Source organism: Saccharothrix stipae (assembly GCF_054781895.1).
In genome coordinates this window covers 214,716-237,769 of record NZ_BAAGTN010000006.1, presented here as the reverse complement: position 1 = coordinate 237,769, position 23,054 = coordinate 214,716, and the positions used below count along the sequence as shown (strand labels likewise).

The 23,054-nt window shown below is 68.6% G+C and carries 16 protein-coding genes and 1 pseudogene; 8 read left to right on the top strand and 9 right to left on the bottom strand.

Annotation, left to right across the window (positions count from 1 at the left end):
• Positions 1-22 precede the first annotated feature (22 nt).
• Together ACYVLT_RS12880 and ACYVLT_RS12875 are read right to left on the bottom strand one after the other, a co-directional pair.
• Positions 23-643, bottom strand: a complete 621-nt coding sequence (locus ACYVLT_RS12880) for a hypothetical protein (RefSeq protein WP_461120367.1) — start codon at positions 641-643, stop codon at positions 23-25.
• Positions 644-911: 268 nt separating this feature from the next.
• Entirely contained in the window at positions 912-1,772 is an 861-nt protein-coding gene (locus ACYVLT_RS12875) for an SDR family oxidoreductase (protein WP_461120366.1), read from the bottom strand.
• A gap of 110 nt (positions 1,773-1,882) precedes the next feature.
• On the opposite strand from ACYVLT_RS12875, the gene ACYVLT_RS12870 reads away from it, so the two are divergent.
• The gene (locus ACYVLT_RS12870; protein WP_461120365.1) at positions 1,883-2,839 is read left to right on the top strand and encodes a helix-turn-helix transcriptional regulator; all 957 of its coding nucleotides are present in this window, start codon (positions 1,883-1,885) and stop codon (positions 2,837-2,839) included.
• Between the two features lie 90 nt (positions 2,840-2,929).
• On the opposite strand, the gene ACYVLT_RS12865 is transcribed toward ACYVLT_RS12870, so the two are convergent.
• The 4 genes from ACYVLT_RS12865 to ACYVLT_RS12850 form a co-directional block, all read right to left on the bottom strand.
• Positions 2,930-3,559, bottom strand: coding sequence for a response regulator (locus tag ACYVLT_RS12865; RefSeq protein ID WP_461120364.1), 630 nt, complete (start codon positions 3,557-3,559; stop codon positions 2,930-2,932).
• Complete coding sequence (locus tag ACYVLT_RS12860; RefSeq protein ID WP_461120363.1) at positions 3,556-4,836, bottom strand: sensor histidine kinase; 1,281 nt, start codon at positions 4,834-4,836, stop codon at positions 3,556-3,558. The genes ACYVLT_RS12865 and ACYVLT_RS12860 overlap by 4 nt, the downstream gene beginning before the upstream one ends.
• A 136-nt stretch (positions 4,837-4,972) precedes the next feature.
• Positions 4,973-6,109 (bottom strand): acyltransferase family protein, encoded by a 1,137-nt coding sequence (locus tag ACYVLT_RS12855; protein ID WP_461120362.1) that lies wholly within the window; start codon positions 6,107-6,109, stop codon positions 4,973-4,975.
• A gap of 234 nt (positions 6,110-6,343) precedes the next feature.
• Positions 6,344-7,210 carry a DUF4184 family protein gene (locus tag ACYVLT_RS12850; RefSeq protein ID WP_461120361.1) on the bottom strand — a complete coding sequence of 289 codons (867 nt, stop codon included), beginning with the start codon at positions 7,208-7,210 and terminating at the stop codon, positions 6,344-6,346.
• A 146-nt stretch (positions 7,211-7,356) separates the two neighbouring features.
• On the opposite strand from ACYVLT_RS12850, the gene ACYVLT_RS12845 reads away from it, so the two are divergent.
• Entirely contained in the window at positions 7,357-7,605 is a 249-nt protein-coding gene (locus tag ACYVLT_RS12845) for a hypothetical protein (RefSeq protein WP_461120360.1), read from the top strand.
• 170 nt (positions 7,606-7,775) lie between these two features.
• Here ACYVLT_RS12845 and ACYVLT_RS12840 read toward each other — a convergent pair whose 3' ends face one another.
• From ACYVLT_RS12840 to ACYVLT_RS12830, 3 genes are all read right to left on the bottom strand, one after another.
• Complete coding sequence (locus ACYVLT_RS12840) at positions 7,776-8,231, bottom strand: hypothetical protein (RefSeq protein ID WP_461120359.1); 456 nt, start codon at positions 8,229-8,231, stop codon at positions 7,776-7,778.
• A 364-nt stretch (positions 8,232-8,595) separates the two neighbouring features.
• A complete protein-coding gene (locus ACYVLT_RS12835) occupies positions 8,596-14,730 on the bottom strand; it encodes an RHS repeat-associated core domain-containing protein (protein ID WP_461120358.1) in 6,135 nt (2,044 codons plus the stop codon).
• Between the two features lie 542 nt (positions 14,731-15,272).
• Positions 15,273-15,488, bottom strand: coding sequence for an IS3 family transposase (locus ACYVLT_RS12830; protein ID WP_461120357.1), 216 nt, complete (start codon positions 15,486-15,488; stop codon positions 15,273-15,275).
• Positions 15,489-15,783: 295 nt separating this feature from the next.
• Between ACYVLT_RS12830 and ACYVLT_RS12825 the strand changes: the two genes are divergently transcribed.
• The 6 genes and pseudogenes from ACYVLT_RS12825 (at position 15,784) to ACYVLT_RS12800 (ending at position 23,054) form a co-directional block, all read left to right on the top strand.
• Positions 15,784-18,414 carry an ATP-binding protein gene (locus tag ACYVLT_RS12825; RefSeq protein ID WP_461120356.1) on the top strand — a complete coding sequence of 877 codons (2,631 nt, stop codon included), beginning with the start codon at positions 15,784-15,786 and terminating at the stop codon, positions 18,412-18,414.
• Between the two features lie 200 nt (positions 18,415-18,614).
• Positions 18,615-18,890 (top strand): hypothetical protein, encoded by a 276-nt coding sequence (locus ACYVLT_RS12820; RefSeq protein ID WP_461120355.1) that lies wholly within the window; start codon positions 18,615-18,617, stop codon positions 18,888-18,890.
• A 74-nt stretch (positions 18,891-18,964) separates the two neighbouring features.
• Positions 18,965-19,264: pseudogene (locus tag ACYVLT_RS12815) on the top strand (S1 family peptidase); the annotation flags it as partial.
• 663 nt (positions 19,265-19,927) lie between these two features.
• Entirely contained in the window at positions 19,928-21,157 is a 1,230-nt protein-coding gene (locus ACYVLT_RS12810; protein ID WP_461120382.1) for a heparan-alpha-glucosaminide N-acetyltransferase domain-containing protein, read from the top strand.
• A 125-nt stretch (positions 21,158-21,282) separates the two neighbouring features.
• Entirely contained in the window at positions 21,283-21,942 is a 660-nt protein-coding gene (locus tag ACYVLT_RS12805) for a response regulator (protein ID WP_461120354.1), read from the top strand.
• Positions 21,939-23,054 carry a sensor histidine kinase gene (locus ACYVLT_RS12800; protein ID WP_461120353.1) on the top strand — a complete coding sequence of 372 codons (1,116 nt, stop codon included), beginning with the start codon at positions 21,939-21,941 and terminating at the stop codon, positions 23,052-23,054. Before ACYVLT_RS12805 ends, ACYVLT_RS12800 begins: the two co-directional genes overlap by 4 nt.

Below are 23,054 nucleotides of genomic sequence, written 5' to 3'. Positions count from 1 at the left end.
CCGAGGCGTACGAGACCCACCCTCAGGCGCCCTCAGCAGCCTTTCCCGTACCCGCAACAGCGCCGGGGTCGTCCGGCCGGCGCGGCACGAGAACGCGCCAGCCGTCCGGCAGAGGAGGCAGGGCGACGTCTTCCCCGCGCATGAAAATCCCCCTCCACCGCTCCCGACGGCGGGCGTACCGGTGTCCCAGCACGGCGGCGATGAGTTGGCAGATCAGGGCGGCCACCACGGTCACCCGCGCGTACGTCCCTTCCGACCAGGCCAAGACCATCGTCACCATGGTGAGCAGGAGCAGCTCGTACAGCACCCGAACGACCGTGCCCCACAGCGGCGTCGGGACGTCAGCGCGCAGATCCGTCAGCGTGTCGACCTCGTCCGCGCCGTACTGGCGGATGCGTGCGACCTCTCCCGTGCGCCGGCGCGACTCCTGGAAGGCCTCGATGATCGCGTTCGCGCCAGCCGCCCCCAACCCGACACCGGCCGCGGTGGTGAACCACACGTCCGGGCCGACAACCACCACCGCTACTGCGGCCAAGAGCTCCAACACGCCCGACACCACTGACAGCCCCAGGTCGCGCCGCAGGAGTCTGCGTGGCAGCGTCCCACGGTCGATCGAGGTCGCCACCGGGCGCAGCGCCACCATGTTGACCACCTCGTCACGCGCCCGCCGAACCTCCTCATCCACCAGCGCCTCCCAGCACTCACTCCGCAAGTACGAGGATCTCCATCCCCGCAACGCGTCAAACGCCGCCGCGGGCACCTACAAGGCCGGTATGGACGCGTCCAAGCTGCTGACCAGCCACAAAGGTGTCGGCCTTGGTGCTGGGCGATCATGCCGCCCATCGAGGCGCCGACCAGGTGAGCCCGCCGTACGCCGAGTGCCCGACCTCTCTGTGACGAACGGCGAGTTGTCAGGCATCGGCGAAGTCGGTGGCGTTGGCGGTCCGCGCGGTGGCCTCCAGGTTCGCGCGCAGGGCCTCGACCTTCGCGGTGGCGTAGGCGTGGGCATCCGAGCCGAGCAGCTGTCGCAGCGGGCCCTCGCCGCCGACGACCTGGCGGATGATCGCCTCCGCGCCCTTGACCGGGTTGCCCAGCTGGCTGCCCTGGAGCTTCAGGTGGTTCTCGGTCATCTCACGCAGACCCGGGTACGCATCCGTAGTCGAGGCGGGCAGCGCGAGCGAGTCGGCGGTGAGGAAATCGGTGCGGAAGTAGCCGGGCTCGACGATGGTCACCTTGACGTCGAAGTCGGCCATCTCCTGCGCCAGCGCCTCGGTGAGCCCTTCGATCGCGAACTTGCCCGCGCAGTAGAGGCCCCAGCCCGCAACCGCGGTCAGCCCGAGAACCGACGACACGTTGACCACGTGACCGCTCCTCTGCTCGCGAAGGAGCGGCAGCGTGGCGCGCAGTACGTTCCACACCCCGACCACTTGGACGTCGAGCATGTCGCGAACCTCGCGGGCACTCGTCTCCTCCACCGCGGCCAGGTAGCCGTATCCGGCGTTGTTGACGACCACGTCGAGGCCGCCGAATCGCTCCGCGGCCTGGCGAACCGCCTGCCGGACCCGCTCGTCATCACGCAGGTCGACGGTCAGCGGCAGCAGCCGCGAAGTGTCGACGCGGTCACCGAGGGCTGCCAGCAGCCGCTCCGTGGAACGGGTCGTCGCGGCGACCTGGTCGCCACGCTGGAGCAGCTGCGTGACCAGCTCCAGGCCCAGACCGCGGGAGGTACCGGTCACGAACCAGGTCGCGGGTCGATCCGTCGGGAAGCTCATGGGTCGTCCTTTGCTCACGATTTCGGGGATGCGCCTCCGGGCTGTTCCCGTGGTGGCGTGCTTCAAGAGTGACCCGCCGCAACCCCCTGTGGAGGCCTATCTCGGGCCCTGTGGAGGCGCGGTCCTCGGAACCTAGGACTCGCCGGTCCACCCAGGACCGCCCCGGCTCGGCGATACTCGAACCCGTGAGCAGGACCAACCAGGAACTCGCTGATTTCCTCCGGCGCGCCCGCAGCCAGCTCGACCCCGCCCGCGCCGGCCTGCCGCCCGACGGTCGCGTCCGCCGCGTGCCCGGCCTCCGCCGCGAAGAAGTCGCCCGCCTCGCCGGCGTGTCCACCGACTACTACGCCCGCCTCGAACAAGGCCGACGCATCACGCCCTCCGCCGCCGTGGTCGAAGCCATCGGCCGCGCCCTCGGCCTCGACGCGGCCGGCCGCGCCCACCTCGAAGACCTCATCGGCCTGACCTCGACACGCACCTCCGGCCGAACCCACGACGTCCAACGCGTCCGCCCCGGCCTCCACCAGCTCCTCGACGCCCTCGACGGCGAACCCGCCCTCATCCTCGGTCGCCGCACCGACATCCTCGCCGCCAACCGGATGGCCAAAGCCCTCTTCACCGACTTCGACCGGTTCCCTGCCGCCCACCGCAACTACGCCCGCTGGATGTTCCTCGACGACGGCGCCCGAGCCCTCTTCCTCGACTGGCCCGACCAAGCCCGCGCCGCCGTCGAAAGCCTCCGGTTCGAAGTCGGCCGCAACCCCGACGACCGCGCCACCACCGACCTCGTCACCGAACTGCGCGAACACAGCCGCGAATTCGACCAGTGGTGGGAACAACACCGCGTCCACCAGCGCACCCACGGCTCCAAACGCCTCCGCCACAACCTGGTCGGAGACCTCACCGTCGAATACGAAACCCTCACCCTCCCCGGCGACCCCGAGACCACCCTGTTCATCTACACCACCGAACCCGGATCACCCTCACGACGAGCCATCGACATCCTCGCCAGCTGGACCGCAACCACCCCCACCCTCAAGCCGAACCCCAGCACCGCCGAGCAGTAGCGCCCACCCGAGTTCACCGGATCAGCCCGTTCGTCGTTCACCGACCGGCTGCCGGCCGGGTCCCTGCCCGGCATTGCCGGTGATCGGCCATCAGTCCCCAGGCCTCAGGTAACCGCGAGAGAACGCGGCGGCCACGGCGGCTGCTCGGTCGTTGACGCCCAGCTTCGCGTACACGTGCAGCAGGTGCGTCTTGACCGTCGTCTCGCTGATGTAGAGCCGCCTCGCCGCCTCGCGGTTCGTCGAGCCCTGGGCGATCAGCTCCAGCACCTCCAGCTCGCGCTGTGACAGCGGCGCCGGGGCCGGTTTGCGCACCTGGCCCAAGAGCCTCGTCGCGACGGTGGGAGAGAGCACCGCCTGTCCGCGTGCGGCAGCCTCCACCGCGCGGACGAGCTCCGCCCTCGGCGCCTCCTTGAGCAAGTAGCCGGTGGCGCCGGCTTCGATGGCCGGCAGCACGTGGCTGTCCGTGTCGTACGTGGTGAGCACCAGCACCCGTGACGGCACCCCGCGCTTCGCCAACTCCTTGATGGCGGCGACCCCGTCGGTCCCGGGCATCCGCAGGTCCATGAGGATCACGTCGGGGCGGAGGCGCTCCGCGACCGAGACCGCTTCCGCACCGTCACCGGCTTCGCCGACCACCTCGAAGCGCGGATCGGCGCCGAACATGCCCCGCAGCCCGTCCCGCACCACCGGGTGGTCGTCGACGATCAGCAGTGAGATCACCTCTCGCTCCCTGCGGGGATCGCCGGCACCGTCACCGTGATCGCGGTGCCCCCGCCCGGCTCGGACTCGACGTCCAGCCGCCCCGCGAGGAGCTGCACCCGCTGCCGCATGCCGGCGAGCCCGAAGCCCCCGTCCGCGGCGCTGACGGCGCGCTTGGCGTCGGGCAGGAAACCCACTCCGTCGTCCAGCACGTCGAGCGTCACCAGGTCCTCCATGTACGACAGGGTCAGGGAGACCCGACCGGCCCGTGCGTGCTTGGCGACGTTGGCGAGAGCCTCCTGCGCGGACCGCAGCAGTGTCACCTCGACGTCGGTGTGCATCGGCCGGACGTCGCCGGTCGTGGTGAGCACCGCCTCGACGCGGTTCACCTTCGACCAGCGCTCGGCCACGTCGCCGATCGCGTCCGGGAGGCGGGCCTCCGCCAGCGCGGACGGTCCCACCGCGTGCACCGTCCGGCGGGCCTCGGTGAGGCTCTCGCGAGCCAGGTCCATCGCGTTCCCCACGTGACGGCGCGCCACCGCCGGCACGTGCGACGCCTGCTCGGCGGCCTGCAGCTGGGTGAGGATGCCGGCCAGCCCTTGAGCGAGGGTGTCGTGGATCTCCCGCGCCATCCGCTGCCGTTCTTCGAGCACGCCGGCCTCGCGGGCCTGCGCCAGCAGTTGGGCGTGCAGGCCCGCGTTCTCCGCCAGTGCGGTCTCCAGCTCGACGTTGGCCTTGTGCAGCTCGACCAGCGCCCGCTTCTGCCGGTGATTGCGCCGGTCGGACATCACATCGGCGTGGAACGCCGCCGTGGCCATCACCGTGGTGAGCGCGCTGATGGCGGGCCACTTCCACCACTCGTCGGCCGTGATGTCGGCCGCCCCTCCCACGTAGGAGACCGCCGAGATCGCGGACGTGACGGCCACGCCGACGTACCGCCACCGGCCCTTCAGGTACTGGAAGGCGTGCACGTAGCCGATGAAGGCGAAGAAGCCGAACCAGGGCGTGAGCAGCACCAGGCAGGCGGTCAACGCCACGAGCCCCGTGTAGTACAGACCCATCAGCGGGCCGTTGCGGTGCGACTCGGGGTGGAACGTGTGGAACCACATGACCCACGCGGTGAGCAGGGTCGAGAGCCCGAGCACCCCTGGGAGGTGCACCTCCGCGTTCCAGAGCGGCTGCAGCAGGGTCAACGCGACGCTGACCGCCAGCAGCGGGTACGGGAGCACCTTCAGGACCGCGGTCTCCTTGCGCTCCCAGCGGTCGAACTCCTCGCGCAACTCGGCCTCGACACCCACGACCTGCTCCCAGCGGCCGGTGACCGACCATGGTGTCCTGCAATGATCGCACGCCTTCGCCCAAGGGGTGAACGGCGTGGTTGGCTCCGCGCAGCGAGATCGAGCGCACCGTCGCGCCGGGCAGCCTGGAATCGTGCTACACCACTGCCCGTACGGCGGGCACACGGCGCAGAGCTCCTGAGATCGCCCAGCTCCCGGCCGCGGCGAGCACCAGGGTCAGCAGGAACTTCGGCACGGGTGCCGCGTCGAGTCGCAGCAGCAACGCCTCGGCTCCGACGATGAGCGGCGTGTGCACGAGGTATGCGGTGAAGGCGTTGTCCGCGAGGTAGCGGCGGAACCGCGACGTACCGGTGGCGAAGCGTTCGAACGCGCGGAGCAGGACCAGGATGACGCCGACCGCGAACAGCGACTCCGACAGGGCCAGAGCCAGGTGGGCGGGGTCGTGAGTGGTCAGGGCACCGGCCACCCCGTAGGCCCGGTAGCCGCCCAGCGCCAGCGGCACGAGCGACGCCACCACCAAGAGCACGCCGAACCAGCCTGATCTCCGCGGCGGCGTCGCGAGCCGGCGGTGGCGGTACGCCGCGAGACCGACGACGAAGAGCAGCACGTACTGCGGCATGAAGTCGGGGGTGGGCAGTCCGAGCACCGGCTCTTTGGCGCCGTGAGGGACGAAGATCCGCCAGGCGTAGGTGACCACGCCGAGGACGAGCACGAAGGCGAGCAGGTCCCGCCGCCGCAACGGTCGTGACCGCACCGGCTCCGCGGTCGCGCGCAGGTGCCGCAGCAGTGCGTACGCGAGCGAGAAGATCAGCAGCAGTTCGAGGAACCAGGCCGGCCCGAGCTCCCAGGTGGTGAAGTAGTAGACCGCGAAGGACGGCCGGGTCGCGGCCGGGAGGTTGAAGTAGTCGGGAAGGATGTAGAAGGGGCGCAGCAGCACGATGAACCCGATGAGAGGGATCCCGAGCCGCTTCAGGCGCTCGACCGCGAACCTGCCCGGCCCTCTCCGATCGGCCGCACCGGGTACGAAGTATCCGGACAGCAGGAAGAAGAACCCCATGAAGAACGTCTGGTTGACCAGCAACAGCAGGTCCAACAACTCCGCCGCGGGCGCCGGAGCAGACCGTTGCCACTTCGGCCAGGCGTCGAGATTGCTGTAGGGAGCCGCGGAGTGGTGCGCGACCACCAGCAGCGTCAAGAAGACGCGGAGGTTGTCGATGTAGGAGACGCGTGCCGGGCGCAAAGTGCGGACGACGTCAGGTCGTGCTGTTGTCATGGGGCAGCACATCCCGTCGACTCGCCCTGCCCGACGGTGAAGCCGACCCCGTTCATCGCGGTGTGGTTGCCGTAGCGCTTGACGAGGCCGTGTACCTCGATGATGGCCATGTGCAAAGCCTGCCGCTCACGGGGACGCGCCGGATCGACCACGCGGGCGGGGATCACCGCGGACGCGGTAGACCTCCTCCATCCTCCGATCGGAGGATGGAACGCAGGGCGGTGCCGTGCTTGGTCAGCGGGATCGCGGGACGTCGGTTGGCAACGTCGCCTCATCTCCCGAACCTGGTCCGGTCGAGCCACGCCTACCGGTGGCGAGACGGCTCAGTTGCCAGCCAAGGGCGTAGATCGCCAGCACGACGCAGATGGCAGCGACACCGTTCACCGCGAACCGTCTCACCGCGAGCTCCGCCATGTCTTGCCCGGTCCACGTCGGCCGAACGATGTGGGGCGGAAGCTCGGAGTAGTCCATCTTGTTGGCCGCAACGAGTTCCCGGACACCGCTCACCGCGCCAACGGTGCCCAGCACCAGCGGCGCTGCTACCAATGCGCCCCAGACCACCGTGCGCAGCCGGGCCGGGAGCCGCAGACCGGACGGGATCGGTTGCGCCGACGTCACCCGCCACCAGCGCCACGTCCAGACAAGGAGCACGGCCAAGCCGAGCACACCGCCGGCCAGGTCCAGCTTCGTCGAGTGATCACGACCGAACACACCGTTCAGACGGTCCCACCCCACGTGGGTCGCGGCCCCGATCACCAACGAAAGGGCAATCCACCACGCCGCGGTTGCCCGACGCCAGGTGAACCGTTCCGCGGACTGCCACACACGCCCCGCGGCGGCCGCCGGCAAGAGCGCCACCACGGGCCGTTTGAGCAGCAGGTGGAACACCACAAGCAGGGCCAGACCGAGCAACGGATCGAGCCAGAACACCGACGACACGTGGTGGGTGCGGGTGAGCAGGGTATCGCTGGGATCGAGCCACGGCAGGGAGACGTAGTACGTCAGATCCGGCGCCATCGATCCCACGACCAGCGCGGACGGCACCAGCGGACCACGGGAAAAAGGCAGGACCGCCGCAGGGTGAGCAAGGGTGAACGGCACTCACAAAATCCTAGCCGTGCACGCCTTCACGACAACGCTCGCGCCCCTCCTGGTCAACGCCCCCATCGAGCTCGACGCCCGGGAGTTCAAACAAGCCGCCGCTCCCGTGCCTCGTGCCGCCCGGCGGCCCCGACAACCACACGATCGTGTTCCCGATCGAGTCCGACCTCACGGCGTCAGCGGAGTTCGACCAGGCCTCGGCCGATCGCCTCGGAGACCGCGCCGGCCCGGTTGTCGGCGCCCGTGCCACAAACCTCCCCCGCCGTGACGGTCGTGCCGCCGACCGCCTGCCCGTCATCAACGAAAGCCAGCTGAGCAGAGTGCTCAACCGATACGTGACCCATTACAACCACACCGGACCCGCCAACACAGCCCATCACGACCAGACCGACTGATCACACAACCGGGCCGTACCTCCATACGCCGCCGCCACGGGCCCGTGGAGATCCTCGGCAACGCCGTTCCCGGTGTCCCGATCGGCTTCCGGGAAACTTCGGGGTGGATTACTGAGCCGTCCCGTCGTGGGCGCGACTACCAGGTATCAACGTGCGCCGAAAACTCATCACTAGTCATAGTAACCTGGGGCAGCGACCAGCACCGATTCGAAATACCAACCCTCGGGTTCTTCGGCGCCGTCCGACCGAAAGGGTCGACCCAGGGCAAGGAGCAGGTCCGGCGCAACGACGTGGAGGCCTCCGTCCTCGACCTCCAGGCGCGCGACGCCCGAAAGCCGCTGAATCACCTCGTCGGCTGGAGTGTCAAACACCGCAATATCACCGAACAAAATGGTGACACCACGCTCAGGTCGGTAGAGCTCGACGGCTCTCACCCGCCCCTCCCGGTCAGGGCTGAGCGAAATGGTCAACTCCGACTCGTAGTGCGCGTACCCAGGCTGGTTGGTGCGTCCGGGTTCCGGAGGGCGGTACCCGTCCAGCGAGCGCAGCAGTTCGACGGCCTCGTCGAACGGCATGCCGATCCGCAGCGGCCCCACCCCACGCGGTGGGTCAATGACCAACTCCACTTGCTCCTCCTGCCTAACCGAGCTTCATCATAGCCCAAGTCGCACGTACACCGGCCACGATTGCATTGTCGTACTCGCCGAGGAGCTTGGGCACACGTCGTTGCCCTTGTCGGTCAGTCCTGCCTGCACCAGTTCCCTCTACCGGGGCCATCGTGCCGGACGCCGTGGCGACACCGCGATCTGCGTGGGGCGAACCACCGGCTCAGGACGCGAGCCTGGTCGAATTAACAGTAGGGGAAGCGCGGTGGTGTTGGTAGCGCAACAGCCCGCCGGTGACCTGACCTACGGAAGAAACCGGCCCCGACCAGGCGGAACTGTGGCGCTACCACCACGCCAGATCACCTGCGAATAGCGCTTTCAAGTCTCACCACAGCGTCAACTGAACACTTACCTCACCGGGAACGGTCCGCAGCGCCTGATATTGCGCATTCTGCGGAAGCAGCTCTATCATCTCACCGATTGCGTTATTATATTTACCGGGAAAGCGAGAAATTACATCATTGATGTCGTTCATCATGGCTTCGTCGATCCGACCGGCTTGGACCAACTCACGTTGCATCATCAACCACGCTCGCGACTCAACAGAAGAACCCGTGGAGTACAACTGCCTGTGGTCAGCCGTATCCATTCTGATAGCCGGACCGCTGTAGGTGGTGATTGGAGTGGCGGCGTCCTGCGGCATGTGGTTGATCTGCTTACCGCTTCCGGATGGCTTGAGCCCGCCCCATGTACCTCCGTCCCTGGTGCAGTTGTGCACCAGAACCGAAGTACTCCCCGCCAAGACGTAGTAGGTGTGAATACCTTCAACCGTCAGGTCGTAGGTGCGACGCGATCCGTGATAGGCGCGGATCGCACCGACCTGTACATGCGTGCCAGCGGCTGTACGTAGAAGCTCACCAGGCTTCAAGTACTTCGCTTCGAGCCACCGTTCCCGGGTAACAGACCAGAACGGATGGTTGTCGGTCGTCTTGATAGTGTGCTGCCCACTGTCGTCGCGAATCACCACGGCGACATGAGACTTGTCGTGGTCGGTCCGAATCGTGCGGGTCACCCGACGATGCTCCAGCTTGGCGATGGCCGGATCGCTGGCCTGGACGAGATCGCCTGGCTTTACCTCTTCGATGGGCTTGGTCGTACCATCACCCAGAAGTACGAGCGTGCCGGCCTGAAAGCTGTGGCAGCCCTCCGGCTTCATCGACCCACTTCTGGGAGTCTCTTTCTTGGTCGCAGCCTTTGCCTTCGCCGCTACAGCCTTGGCACGCTCCGCCGCCTTCGCCGCAGCTTTCTTCGCTGCTTCCTCGGCTACCGCCCGGGCCTTCGCCGCCCTTTCCGCCGCTGCCTTCGCCGCAGCCGCTGCGGCGGCTTTGGCGGCTTCGGCGGCCTTCTCCGCGCCTTGGATGATGGCGCGGGCCCACTTGACTTCCTGGAAGAAGGTGACGACGGCTTTGCCGGCGCGGAAGATGGCTTCGGCGATCTTCTTGGCCTTGAAGATCTTGCCCCAGGGCAGGGCGCCGATGACCATGGAGACGCAGGCGCCGATGTCGCCCTTGAGGCAGTTGATGATGTCGTTGATCCCCAGGAACTCCATGAGGATCTGGCCGCCGGCTTCGAGGATGACATCGAGCAGGCTCTTGCTCTGGATCTGCTGTGCCTTGGCGACGTCCTCGGGGCTGGGCCCGGTGGGTTGGGTGGCTCCGGTTTCGGACGCCGACCCGCTGCCGCCCCCCGCGTCGACGATCGCGCCGGTGGGGTCGGTGTAGGACAGCGGGTTGTTCTCGGCGTAGGCGTAGGCGGAGATGGCCGGACCGGGTTGGGGCATGGGGTCGGTGCTGGTGAAGCGTCCGGTGTCGGGGTTGTAGTTGCGGGCGCGGAGGTAGTAGTTGCCCTCGCCGCTGGTGGAGTCCTGGTAGGCGCCGGTGTACTTCAGCGGGTTGGCGGGGCCGGTCGGGTCGCCCGGCTTGAGGGTGTCGCCCTGGCGTGGGTTGCCGAACGGGTCGTAGTCGTAGCCCGCCTCGGGGACGCCGGTGGGGCTGAGCATGTTGGCCGTGCCGCCCAGCCAGTCGTGCGTGTACGGGTGGGCGCCGGTGGCGGGGTCGAGCAGGGCCAGTGGTTCGTCATCGGGGCCGTAGGTGAAGCCGCGGCGTTCGGTGGTGGTCCCGGTGGCGTTGGTGGTGGTGTCGAGGGCGATCTGGGGCAGGGTGCCGTTGACGTCCCAGGTCCAGCGTTGGGTGGTGGCGGCCTGGCCGGTACCGGAGGTGGCGGTCAGGCGCAGGCCGGTGGCGTCGTAGGCGAACGCGGTGGTGCGCCCGCCGGTGGTGGCGCCGGCCAGGGTGTTGTCGAGGTTGTAGGCGAAGGTGTCGCGGCCGGCCTTGGTCTGGTTGCCGTTGAGGTCGTAGTCGAAGTCGGTGACCGTGCTGGGCCAGCCGTTCGTCTCGCCGTCGGGCGCGTTGCCGGCGCGGTGTTGGGTGACGATGCGTTTGCGGAGTTGGTCGGCGGCGTCGTAGTGGTAGCGGGTGGTGTCGCTGCCGGCGGTGCCGGTGCGCTTCTGGGTCAGGCGGTTGCCGACCAGGTCGTAGGTGTAGTCGATGCGCCCGGCGTTGGCAGCGTGCCGGTCGCAGCTGGTGGCGGCGTAGCAGGCGGAGGTGACGCGGTCGGCCGGGTCGTAGGCGTAGGCCACGGCCTCGGTCACGCCGCCACGGGTGGTGGTGACCTTGGTCGGGTTGCCGACCGGGTCCAGGTCGAGTTGGTAGGCGGAGATCGGGTCTTGTACGTCGGCCGGTGGGCCGGTGCCCGGTGTGCGTTCGGTGCCGATGTCGGTGAGGCGGCCGGCGTCGTCGTAGGTGCGGCGCTCCACCAGGCCGGTGCCCTGGGGCAGGGTGGTGCTGGTGCGGCGGCCGGCGATGTCGTAGCCGAACCGCCAGGTGGCCGCGTCCGGACCCGCGCTGCCGCCGCTGACGGTCAGCTCGGTCATGCGGCTGTCGGCGTCGTAACCGCCGGTGACGCTGGTCCCGTCGGGGTAGGCGCGGCCGGTGATGTTGCCGCGCACGTCGTAGGTGTACTCGAAGGTCTCGCTGCGCCCGGCTTCCGCGCGCGTCACCCCGGTGATCTGGTCCTCGTCGTCGTAGGCCACGGTGCGCGTGCCGAGCGGGTCGCCGTAGGAGGTGATGCGGTCCTTGGCGTCGTAACCCCACTTGTACTTCGGCCCGCTGTCACCCAGCGCTCGGTCGGTGCGGCGGCCGACGATGTCGTAGGTGTCGACGATGGTGCGCTTGGCGCGTTCGGCGTCGCTGATCCACTCGTGCTCGCCGCGGGTGAGGGCGGAGACGAGGTTGTTCTCCACGTCGTAGGTGGCCTCGACGCGGCGGCCGAGCGGGTCGGTGGTGCTGGTGGGGCGTCCGGCCCGGTCGTAGTCGATGCGGCGGACGTGGTGGTTGGGGTCGCGGATCGCCGCGAGCAGACCGTCCGGGTGGTAGCTGTAGACGGTGGCGTCGAGGTGCGGCGCATGTTGGTGGTACCGGGCGTCGGGAGCGTGGACGCTCTCGATCTGGTTGTCCTCCCGGTACCGGTAGTGGGTGGTGTGGTCGTTGGCGTCGGTGACCGACGTCAGCCGGTTGTTCGCGTCGAAAGTCGACGTCGTGGTGTGGTCGAGCGGGTCGATGACCTTGGTGCGGTTGCCCGCGAGGTCGTACTCGAAGTGCGTGGTGAACCGCTCGCGGTCGGCGCCCTCGACGTTGCCGCGCGGCTCGGTGACGGTGGCGAGCAGGCCGTCGTCGGTGTAGGTCCAGGTGGTGACGCCGCCGGTGGCGTTCTCCTGGCTGATCTTGTTGCCGGCCTTGTCGTAGGTGGTCTTCGTGGTGTTGCGGCCGGCGTCGGACCTGGAGGTCTGGCGTCCGTTGCGGTCGTAGCCCATGGACAGCTTGCGGTTGAGGGTGTCGGTGGTCTCGGTGACCTGACCGGTGTTGTCCCGCTGGAAGCTGGAGGGCTTGTTGAACTCGTCCACCGTGGACGTGGTGCGGTCCAGGTCGTCGACGTTGATGTCCTTGTGGACGACCTCGCCGTTCGGGTACGGGCGCGAGATCCGTACGAGGTTGTCGTTGGCGTCGTAGCGGTAGGTGGTGGTGAAGTCGGCCGGGTTCGCGCCCGGCACGTTGCCGCGTGGCGAGATCGTCTGGTGCAGCAGGCCCTTGGCGTTGTACCGGTAGGCGGTGACGATGTCCTGCTCACCGCGGCCCATCTCGACCCGCACCGCGGCACGGCGCCCGGCGTTGGTGTAGGCGATCGAGGTGGTCTTGCGCGGATCGGTGACCCTCTCCAGCCGCCCGTTGGCGAGGTAGTGGTGCTCGACCCTCACGTGCTCGGGGTTGACGGTGCTGCTGACCCGGCCGACCTCGTCGTAGTTCGTGCGCCACGGGTGCCGCTTGCCCGGTTCGGACACCTCCAGCACGCGGTCCTGCTGGTCGAAGCGGTACTCGGTGGTGAACGCCCGCCGGTCGGCGCCCGGCGCCGTTCCGCGCGGGTCGACCGACGCGATCCGGCGGCCGGTGGCGTCGTACCCGGCTTCGGTGCGCCGGCCCTCCGGTGAGATCGCCGCCACGAGCATCCCGGAGTTGGCCCGTCCGGCCGGGATGTACTCGTACCGGGTGACCTTGTCGCGCTGGTCGGTCATCGTGACCAGCAGACCGCGCTCGTCGTAGGCGTAGTTGATCGAGTGGTTCTCGGCGTCGGTGCTGCGGACCAGCTCGTTGAACTCGTTGTAGGTGTTCTTCCAGACGTTGCCCTTGGCGTCGACGAACTCGATCGGGTTGTTGCGCTCGTCGTACTTCGTCTTCTCGTCGAACCCCTGCGGCGCAACGCGACGGGTCGGGTTGCCGTTCGCGTCGTGCTGCGACTCGTGCTGGTTGTGGTTGCCGTTGACCAGCAGGTTGCGGTTGAGCGAGCCGTCGTAGCGGTGGTTGTCCGTATCACCCGCACCACGCCTGCTGTACAGCAGCACGTTGCCGCGATAACCGTCGCGGACCACCACGTCGTCCGCGTCGATGGTGGTGGCCTCCTGCTCGGAGGCCTTCCACTCGAACCTCGTGAGGTTGCCGAGCGCGTCCGACTGCCGCGCCATCCGCCCGGCCGCGTCGTACTCGTTGCGCACCAACGTGGTCCGGTGCGGCTGCGGGTCCACCACTTCGGTCAGCCGGCCCTCGGCGGAGTAGCCGTACCGCCACTGGCCGCCGCGGGCGTCCTTGTAGACCGCCAACCTGCCGGCCTCGTCGTACTCGTAGTGGACCTTGCGGTGGTCGGGCAGCGTGATCGCGCGGATCAGACCGCCCTCGACGCGCACCCGCACCACCCGACCCGACGGATCGGTGACCGTGATCTCGTCTTCGCCGTACGCGAGCGAGACGCCCACGCCGCGTGGCGTGCGGATCGACACCAGGCGACCCTGGCCGTCGAAGCCGTACACCAGTCGGCTCAGCGTGACCAGTTCCCAGCCGGTGTCGGTCTTGCGCAACGTCGAACGCACACCCGGCGGACGCTGGTAGCCGCCGTCGACCAGCCGGTACCGCACGGCGGCGCCGTCATCGGCCAGCACGATCGCGCCGTCGTCGGTCTGCGTCACCCGCATGCCGTACGACCACGCCCACCCCGGCCCGAACAGACCCGGAGCGGTCAACGTCGAGGAGTACACGCGCGTGGAGGAGAACGGGACGCCGAACGACGCCATCGCCAGGTCGGGCTCGATCCGGGTGAACGCGCCCGTCGCGGTGTTCACGCCGTCACCGCGGAACGCCTGGCGCGCACCGGTCGTGCTCAACGCCGACCCGCAGCCACAACCGGACGCCTGCTCGACCGGGATCTCCGGCGGCTCGACCGTCGTGCGCGGCCGCGTGTTCGGTCCCGGCGCGGACACGACCTCGCCACCCTCGTCCAGGATGGCCGCCAGCTTGACGAAGTACTCCTTGCCCGGATCGAGCGCCCACCCTTCGAGCGCGCCGAACGTGCGGCAGAACTGCCGCACCGCGCCGCACGGGGTCTCCAACTCCGACCGCGGCAACACCGTCGACGCCTGCTCGGTGCCCGTCGACGCCTCGAAAACCCGCGCACGCCACGACGACCAAGCCGGGCCGTCGTCCCGCACGTCGAAGTAGACCACCAACGAGGTGTCACCCAGCGCGAAACCCGGTCGCGTCAGGACACCGGCGAACACCTCCTCGGCGTTCTCCGCACCGGCCTGACCCGGCTTGCGCACCCGTTCCCAGTCCTCGGCGGACAGTCGCACGGGATCCCCGCCGGCCTTGATCCCCGCCGGTACGGCCGGGGGCCACTGGTCCGGCGGCACCGCTTCGTCGGGACGCGCGGACGCGGGCGCCGGTCTGTCCACCGGTCCGGCCCCCGCCGTCACCCCCGGCACCTCGCCCGCCGCCGCACGAGCCCACGTCACCGGTTGCAGCAGGCTCGCCGCCACCAGCAACACGCACACCGACGCCAACCAGCGAATCCGGCTCATCCGAATCGTGCCCGGTTCCGTCACCGCTCCCCCAAATCCCGAACTTGATCAATACGCGAATAGTGCGCAGCACAAAGCCGGACATGAAGGAACTGGCCGAAACCGACACGACACGTCGAATCAGCCGATACATGCCAGGACGCGACCACAGGAACGAAGACCCTGGAGCCACCCGGACGAACTCGTTCTCGCCCACCGGCACTCAGCGACTACAACGTCAGAGATCCCCCACCGAACAGCATGAACATCCCCCCGGATGTCAAAGTGATCAAACCACCGCCGAGACGACGGTGCCGTGCCATTGAAGCGGAAAACCGGCAACCGAAGACACGACCGACCGAGTGAATCCGCGACAAGCAGTCACCGCGACCAGGAATATTTACCGAAATCGATAAAGAAGCCCATGACCTGCCACAACAGCTCGCGGACCCGCGATTAGGGCCATAACCCGCAGTGCGCGGACACGATCCCAGCAGCCCGACTGCACCAGCTCGACAGCGAACTGGGGTTCCCCCGATAACCCGAGGCGGTTGTTACCTGGATCAGGCGGGTGATGCCGGGACGGTAGTCGGTTCGGCTTGGGCGGTGTGCCAGGAGGCTTCGTACTCGGCCGGACTGAGCCAGCCGAAGTCCTTCTGGACGCGTTCGGTGTTGTAGACCCCATCGGTGTAGCGGAAGAGCTCGTTCCCGGCTTCGTAGCGGGCGGGCCAGGACCGCCGGTAGACCAGTTCGATCTTCAACGAGAACGCGTCGCGCACAGGCGCGAGCCATAAGGCGCCCTCGCCGGTCCGGATCCGGGTCGCTACCGGGAGGAACCTCAGTCGTACTGAGCATTGAACTGGTCCGCTGCGGAGCTTGGCGTGGGAAGAAGGACCGACGCCGCCTGGCCATGCAGGTGAAGCTGTGCGACCGATCGGGCGATGTGTGTCCTGGTTCGGGAATGACGGCAGTCGGTTGTGCGGTACAACCGACTTCGCCAGCAGACCCGACAGGATGCCCTGGAGGGCGGAGACGGTGGATCCCGGTCAGGCCGTACACCGCACGATCGTCGTAGTGGACGTGGAGGGGTTCGGTGATCCGCGTCGGACGCTGCCCCACCAGATCGGCACCCGGGCGGGTCTGTACCGGATGATGGGCGACGCGCTGCGTGCGGCCGGGGTGGCGTGGGTGGATTGCTATCACGAGGACCGCGGCGACAGTGTGTTCGTGCTCGTACCTCCCGAGTTCGCCAAGGCGCCGTTGGTGGAAGTGCTACCGGCGGTGTTAGCGGAGGCCTTACGGGAACACAACGACACCAGTCCAGCCGCGCAGCACACCCGGCTGCGGGTGGCGGTGCACGCCGGCGAGGTGGTCTTCGACGGCCACGGCGTCACCTCGACTGCGGTGACGACGGCCTTCCGGCTGCTGGACGCACCGCCGGTCAAGGAAGCGCTCGCGGGCTCGCCGGCTCTGGTCGCGCTTGTCGTGTCGCGCTGGATTTTCGACGAGGTCGTCCGCCACTCCGCCGCGCTCGACCCGGCCACTTTCCGACCGGTGGCGGTGGAGGTGAAGGAGGTCCGTGACACCGCCTGGATCGCCCTGCCCGACCATCCCTATCCCGCCGACTCGGCCGTGCTCGATCGGCCGGTGAACCCGGTCGCACCCGGCGGCAGTGGCGTGATGCCCCGGCAATTACCCGGGGCGCCCGCGATGTTCGTCGGGCGTGAGGAATACCTGGCCGTCCTGGACCGTGCCTTGACACCCGCCGACGGCGCGCCTGGGACGGACAGGGCGGCGGTAGTCTCCGCGTTGGGCGGAGCCGGAGGAATCGGCAAGACCTGGCTGGCGCTGCATTGGGCCCATCGCCAAGTGGATCAGTTTCCCGACGGGCAACTGTTCGTCGATCTGCGCGGCTTCAGTCCCGACAGCCCGCCTCTCGACCCGGCGGTAGCGGTACGCGGCTTCCTCGACGCGCTCGGCGTCGGCCCCGACCGCCTACCGGTCGGTCTCGACACCCAAACAGCGCTGTACCGCAGCCTGATCGCCGGGCGGCGAATGCTGATCGTGCTGGACAACGCCGCCACCGCCGACCAAGTCATCCCGCTGCTGCCCGGTACTCCGACCTGCATGGCCTTGATCACCGGTCGCAGCAGTCTCGCCTCGCTGATCGAGCGGCACGGTGCCCGCCACCTGCAACTGGACATCCTGTCTCTTGAAGAAGCCCGTGCCCTGCTGACCGAACGCCTAGGAGAGGCCCGGGTGGCCACCGAAATCGAGGCGACCGACGAACTGATCCAGTTGTGCGGGCGTTATCCGCTGGCGCTGTCGATCACCGCCCGCCATGCCGCCACCTATCCGACTGTCCCGTTGGCCGAGTTCGCCACAGAACTTCGCGAGCTGGGCTTGGAGGTACTCGACCACGACACCGATCCCTCCGCCGGCCTTCCCGGCGTGCTGTCCTGGTCCCTCCGTCATCTGACACCCGAGCAGCGGCAGGCGTTCATGTTGCTGGGCATGGCCCCCGGCCCGGACACCGGCATGTCCGCCGCCGCCTGCCTCATCGGAATGTCGGCGGCACGAACGCGCCAAGTGCTGCGCGTCCTCGAAGACGCCTCTTTGATCGACCGGCGCCCGCATGGCCGCTACGCCATGCACGACCTCATCCGCTCCTATGCCACCACACTTGCCCAAGACCTACCCGAGCCAGTCCGGCGGGCCGCGCTCGAGCGGGTGGTCGACTTCTACCTCCACACCGCGGACGCCGCCGCCCGACTCGTGGATCCCCACACCGCCCTGACCCCGTTGGGGCCACCCACACCCGACGTGCGCCCACACCCACTGCCCGACCAGCGAGCCGCACTGGCCTGGCTCGACGCCGAACACCCCCACCTACTCGCCGCCCAGCACACCGCCGCTGCACAGCACCAGCACCACACCGCCTGGTCCCTGGCGTGGATCCTGACCGACTTCCACCGACGACGGGGACACCTGCATGACGACGTGGCGGCGTGGCGGGCCGCGCTGGACTCGGCCGGCCATCTGTCCGACCCCAGCACCCTCATCCGCACCCATCGACACCTCGGCGCCGCCCAGGCCCGGCTAGTCCGACACGATGAGGCTATTCGGCACCTGCACCAGGCACTCGCTCTGGCCAAGCAGCACCACGACACCACCCAGGAAGCACACACCCACCACGAACTCGTACAGGCGTGGGAACAGCGCGGCGACGACCGCATGGCCCTCGAACACACGCGAAGCGCTCTGAACCTCTACCGTGTTTTGAACAACCCGGTATGGGAAGCATCGACGCTCAACCTGCTGGGATGGTTCACCGCCCGCCTGGACGACTACGAAACCGCTCGCGAACACTGCCAAGCCGCCCTGGCTCTGCACCGCCGCCACCGAAACCCCGACGGCGAGGCCGATACCCTGGACAGCCTTGGCTACATCGAGCACCACACCGGCAACCACCGGCAGGCCGTCCACCACTACCACCAAGCCCTCGACCTGGACCGCGCTCTCGGTCACACCTACCAGACTGCCAATACCCTCGACAGCCTCGGTCATCCCTACAGCGCCCTCGGCGAGCACGAGCGGGCCCGCGCGGTGTGGAGGGAAGCGCTGGAACTGTATCGGGAACAAGGCCGCGACACCGACGCCCAACGCGTACAACGGCAACTGGACGCTTTCGGCCAGGAGCTGTAGAACGAGCGGAACTGTCGCTGTTCAAGTAGTCCTCATCCGTGGACCTACTTCCGGTCGGCCCGCTTCGTCGGCTTCGGTTGCTGGTACGCCCGGAGACAGTCCAACGCTGGCACGCGAGCACACCGACTGAGGGCTACCGCCTGATCCAAGGCGATCTGCTCAAGCTCCGCCACCGGGTAGCCGCGTCAACGGTTCGCCGCGTGCTCAAGCGCTGCCGGGTACCACCCGCGCCCCACCACGACACCGACACCACCTGGCGACAGTTCCTCCGCGCGCAGGCAGCAAGCCTGCTGGCCGGCGACCTCTTCCACGTTGACTGCACCGCCACCCTCAAACGGGTTCACGTGTTCTTCGTGATGGAGGCCGCCACCCGCTACGTGCACATCCTCGGCACCACCACGAATCCAGACGGCGCCGAAGCCGGCATCAACGAACACGGGTTGTTGTCGAGGAGCCCGGCGGGGTCGGTGCTGTAGGCGACCATCCAGCTGGGGTCGATGCGATACCAGACGTTCTCGCCCCAGAACGGGTCGTCGCCGTCGCCGTCGTAGTGGTTGACGAGGTAGTCGCGGATTGCCGGCCACGTCGGGTCGCTGCTCGTCCCCTCGGGGTTCAGCGGAACGGCGTGTCCGTGTGTGAAGATGCCGAGCTGTTCGGTGCGTCGGTCTGCCGGTCGGGGTCGACCACCCGGTGGCGGTGCGGCATCCTCCAGGCGAAGAACCAGACCGTTCGGTACGTCGACGTCCCGGACCCGCTGCACGGCCTCACCCGCACCTCTGCCTGCGCGGAGAAGGGCGACTGGGGCGGGCCGTTCCTCAACGGCGACCAGGCCCAAGGCGTCACCTCGGGCACTTCGGGCGACTGCACGCGGGGCGGCACCACGTACTTCCAGCCGGTGAACGAGGTTCTCCAGGCCTACAGCCTCTCCCTGGTCGTCGACCCCCACGCGCAGAGCAGCACCGCGACGTCGGGCGTGACGGGCGACTTCACCGGTGACGGCAAGGCCGACGTCGCCACCCTGTGGATCCTCCGGGGCACCGCAGCTACCGGCGACACCGCGACCCGGCCGGACGGGTGTGGAAGAGGGGGTGCAGCACTGGAACCGGTACAGGTCCCGGCTGGGTTAGCTCGATCTTCAACCGTTGCCCGAACCGTCGGGTGGACCTTCCCGCAGGTCCGGCCCACACCGCTGACGACCGGCCAGGGAAGATCAACTCGATGTGCACGAGGTGGGGCGGCCGGGAACGGCCGCCCCACTTGCACCGGCCATCGGGGTTCCCTCGACAGCTCGGTGGCTGCCCCGCATCGCGAACGCGGTCGGCCCGAAAAGTCCGGCCGGGTGGGGGAGTCCGCACCCCAACCTGACGGATGGTCCCGTCACCCACCTCGTCGCCAAAGTTGCCGCATGACACAGATGCCACCACCGCAGGACACCTCAGCTGCGCCGGAGACATCGCCTCCCCAGTCCACAACGCCGACAGAGTCCGCCACGCCGACAGAGCCCGTCCCCTCGATGGGACGCCTGGTCGGATTGGACCTGGCCCGCGCGCTGGCCGTGTTCGGCATGTACGTCGTGCACCTCGGCCCCTCGGCATCCAACGCGAGCGGCGTCGGAGGCTGGGTGCGACACCTGACGGAGGGTCGTTCGTCGGCCCTGTTCGCCACGCTCGCCGGGTTCTCGCTGATGCTGATCGCAGGCCGCCTCGAGCCGAAGACCGGTGTGGCCGGACGACGGGCGAAGGCTCGGATCGCGATCCGAGCCGTGATGCTGCTCGTCCTGGGCACCGTGATGATCACGTTCTACGGCGACGTGGTGATCCTCGCCTCCTACGGGCTCTTCTTCCTGCTGGCAATGCCACTGCTGCGCCTGAACGCGAGGACGCTCGCGATCATCGCGGCCGGGATGGCCGTCGTCGGGCCGCTGCTGGCCTTCGGCCTCAAGTCCTTGATCACCGAACCGACCAGGGCCGCCATGAAGGCCTACGACCCACTCGCCCAACTCGGCGGCGCGGGACTGCTGGACCTCCTGCTCACCGGCTTCTACCCCGCGATCCCCTGGATGGCGTTCATCATCGCCGGCATGGCGCTGGGCCGACTGGACGTGTCCTCCGGCGCCGTGCGCAAGCGGCTGGCCGTGTTCGGTCCCGCCCTCGCCGTGTTCGCCTACGGCACCTCCTGGCTGCTGGCCAAGCTGATCGACGGCGTCCGGGAAGCCGCGGAGATGCAGAGCGCCAGGGGTCCCGGCGGCTCGGGCACGGGCAAGGGACCGAAGGACTTCGGTCCCGTCGGTGACATGGCACAGCCCGACGCCATCGGTGGCATGGCACCGCCCAACACCATCGGCTCGGCCTGGTCACTGCTGACCTCAGGGCCGCACAGCGGAATGCCGTTCGACATCATCGGCTGCGTCGGAGTCGCGATCACCGTGATCGTGCTCGCGATGACGGCCCTCGACCGCCTGCCGCTGCTGCAGCGCCTGGCCGCACCGATCATCGCCGTGGGCACCATGTCCCTGACCGCCTACGTCGGCCACTTCCTGCTGTCGTCCCAGATGGCCGGGGCCTCCGGTGCATCCGTGACCGGCGTGACCGCCGGGTCCGAGTCCCAGACGTCCTGGACGCCGGTGCTCGTGTTCATCTTCGGCGCCATGCTGTTCGCCTTCACCTGGTCTCGCTTCTTCCGCAAGGGACCGCTGGAGCACCTGCTCAACCTCGCCACCAAGCCGGCGAAGTACATCCGCTGAGCCCCGGCCGACCGGCTGGTCGGGACCTGCCGGTCGGCCGGGCCCCAACCGCCAGGTCCCGTATGGCGACTCCGCGGAGGTCTCGGCGATACTGCACGCGTGCAGTATCCACAAGGGAGCGTGACATGATCCGGGTGGTCGTCGTGGACGACGAGGAGCTCGTGCGGACCGGTTTCCGCCTCATCCTCCAGGCTGCCGGGGACATCGAGGTCGTCGCCACGCCCACCGGCGCGCAAGCGGTGCGCGAGATCAGTCTGCTCAAACCCGACCTCGTGCTGCTCGACATCCGGATGCCGGACGTCGACGGCCTCACCATCCTGCGTCAGCTGCAGGGCCTCAAGCCGCCGCCGGTCGTGGCGATGCTGACGACGTTCGACTCCGACGAGTACATCGCCACGGCCCTGCGATCGGGCGCGGCCGGGTTCATCCTCAAGGACACCGGGCCCGAGCAGCTCGCGCAGGTGGTGCGCACGCTCGTCAGCGGCGGTGTGGTGCTCTCCCCCAAGGTCACCCGCACGGTCGTCGACAGCTACCTCGGTTCCGGTGCGGGCTCGGCGGCCACCGAGCAGGTCGGGCTGCTGACCGAACGCGAACGCACGGTGCTCGTGCTGATCGCGGAGGGACTGTCCAACACTGACATCGGCGCCCGGATCCACGTCAGCGTCGGCACGGTGAAGGACCACGTCAGCGCCATCCTCACCAAGCTGCGCGTGGGCAGCAGGGTGCAGGCGGCTCTGGTAGCGCAGCGGGCCGGCCTGCTCGACGACAGCGGGGAGTCGCCGTGAGCTCCCGCACGTCCAGCCGGTTCGTCGACGCCGTGCTGCTCGCGGTCGCCGTGGCCGAGGGAGTGCTGACCACGATCGCCGAGAACGACCCGCACGGGCTCGTCACGATCGCGATCGCCGTGCTCGCCCTCCTGGCGCGCGATCGCCGGCCGCTGCCGTCCTTCCTCGCGACCCTGCCGGCGCTATTGTTCCCCGGCACCATCGTCCCGGCGATCGTCGCTCTCTACGTGGTCTCCAGCCGCTATCGCGACTCGTGGCTGCTTGCGGGGTGCGGGTTCCTCGCCGCGGCCGGCTTCATCTTCCCGATGTCGGAGTTCGCCCCGTCGATCTGGGACTTCCACACGCTGCTCGGCGTCATCTACGCCACGATGACCGCGCTCGCGCCGATCCTCCTCGGCCAGTTTCTGCTGTCCCGGCGCGAGCTGGCCCTGCGGCTGGAAGAGGTCAAGGAAGCACGGGAGCACGAGCGGCGGCTCGACGCCGAGGCGATCCTGGCCCGCGAACGCAACCAGCTCGCGCGCGAGATGCACGACGTCGTTTCCCACCAGGTGAGCCTGATCGCGGTACAGGCAAGCGCGCTCATGGTCAGCACCACGGACCCGGACGCCAAGCACGCGGCCGGCACTGTGCGGCAGCTGTCCGTGAACACGCTCGACGAGCTGCGCCACATGGTGAACCTGCTGCGCGCCTCGGGCACACCGTCGACCGAGCTCACCCCGCAGCCGACGCTGACCGACCTCGAACGCCTCATCGGCAACAGCGCGATCGACGCCCGGCTGGTCGGCGCCGCACCGGAGGGGCTCGAACCACCCGTGCAGCGGGCCATCTACCGCACCATCCAGGAAGCGCTGACCAACGTGCGCAAGCACGCCCCCGGCGCCGGGGCCACCATCGAGATCAGCCACGACGACACCGACCTCACCGTCACCGTCACCAACACCCGGCCCACCCGGCCGAACCTCGCCCTGCCCAGCGCACAGCACGGGCTCGTCGGACTGCAGGAGCGCGCCGCACTGCTCGGCGGGAAACTCCACACCGGGCCCACGCCCGACGGCGGCTTCCAGCTGCGGCTGCGGCTCCCGATCTCGACCGTCGGCACAGCACACGGATGA

Excerpts from the sequence above, each read along its gene's own strand:
- ACYVLT_RS12880 (WP_461120367.1), bottom strand. The coding sequence starts at position 643 with ATGGTGGCGCTGCGCCCGGTGGCGACCTCGATCGACCGTGGGACGCTG.
- ACYVLT_RS12875 (WP_461120366.1), bottom strand. The coding sequence starts at position 1,772 with ATGAGCTTCCCGACGGATCGACCCGCGACCTGGTTCGTGACCGGTACC.
- ACYVLT_RS12855 (WP_461120362.1), bottom strand. The coding sequence starts at position 6,109 with ATGACAACAGCACGACCTGACGTCGTCCGCACTTTGCGCCCGGCACGC.
- ACYVLT_RS12835 (WP_461120358.1), bottom strand. The coding sequence starts at position 14,730 with ATGAGCCGGATTCGCTGGTTGGCGTCGGTGTGCGTGTTGCTGGTGGCG.
- ACYVLT_RS12810 (WP_461120382.1), top strand. The coding sequence starts at position 19,928 with ATGGGACGCCTGGTCGGATTGGACCTGGCCCGCGCGCTGGCCGTGTTC.
- ACYVLT_RS12805 (WP_461120354.1), top strand. The coding sequence starts at position 21,283 with ATGATCCGGGTGGTCGTCGTGGACGACGAGGAGCTCGTGCGGACCGGT.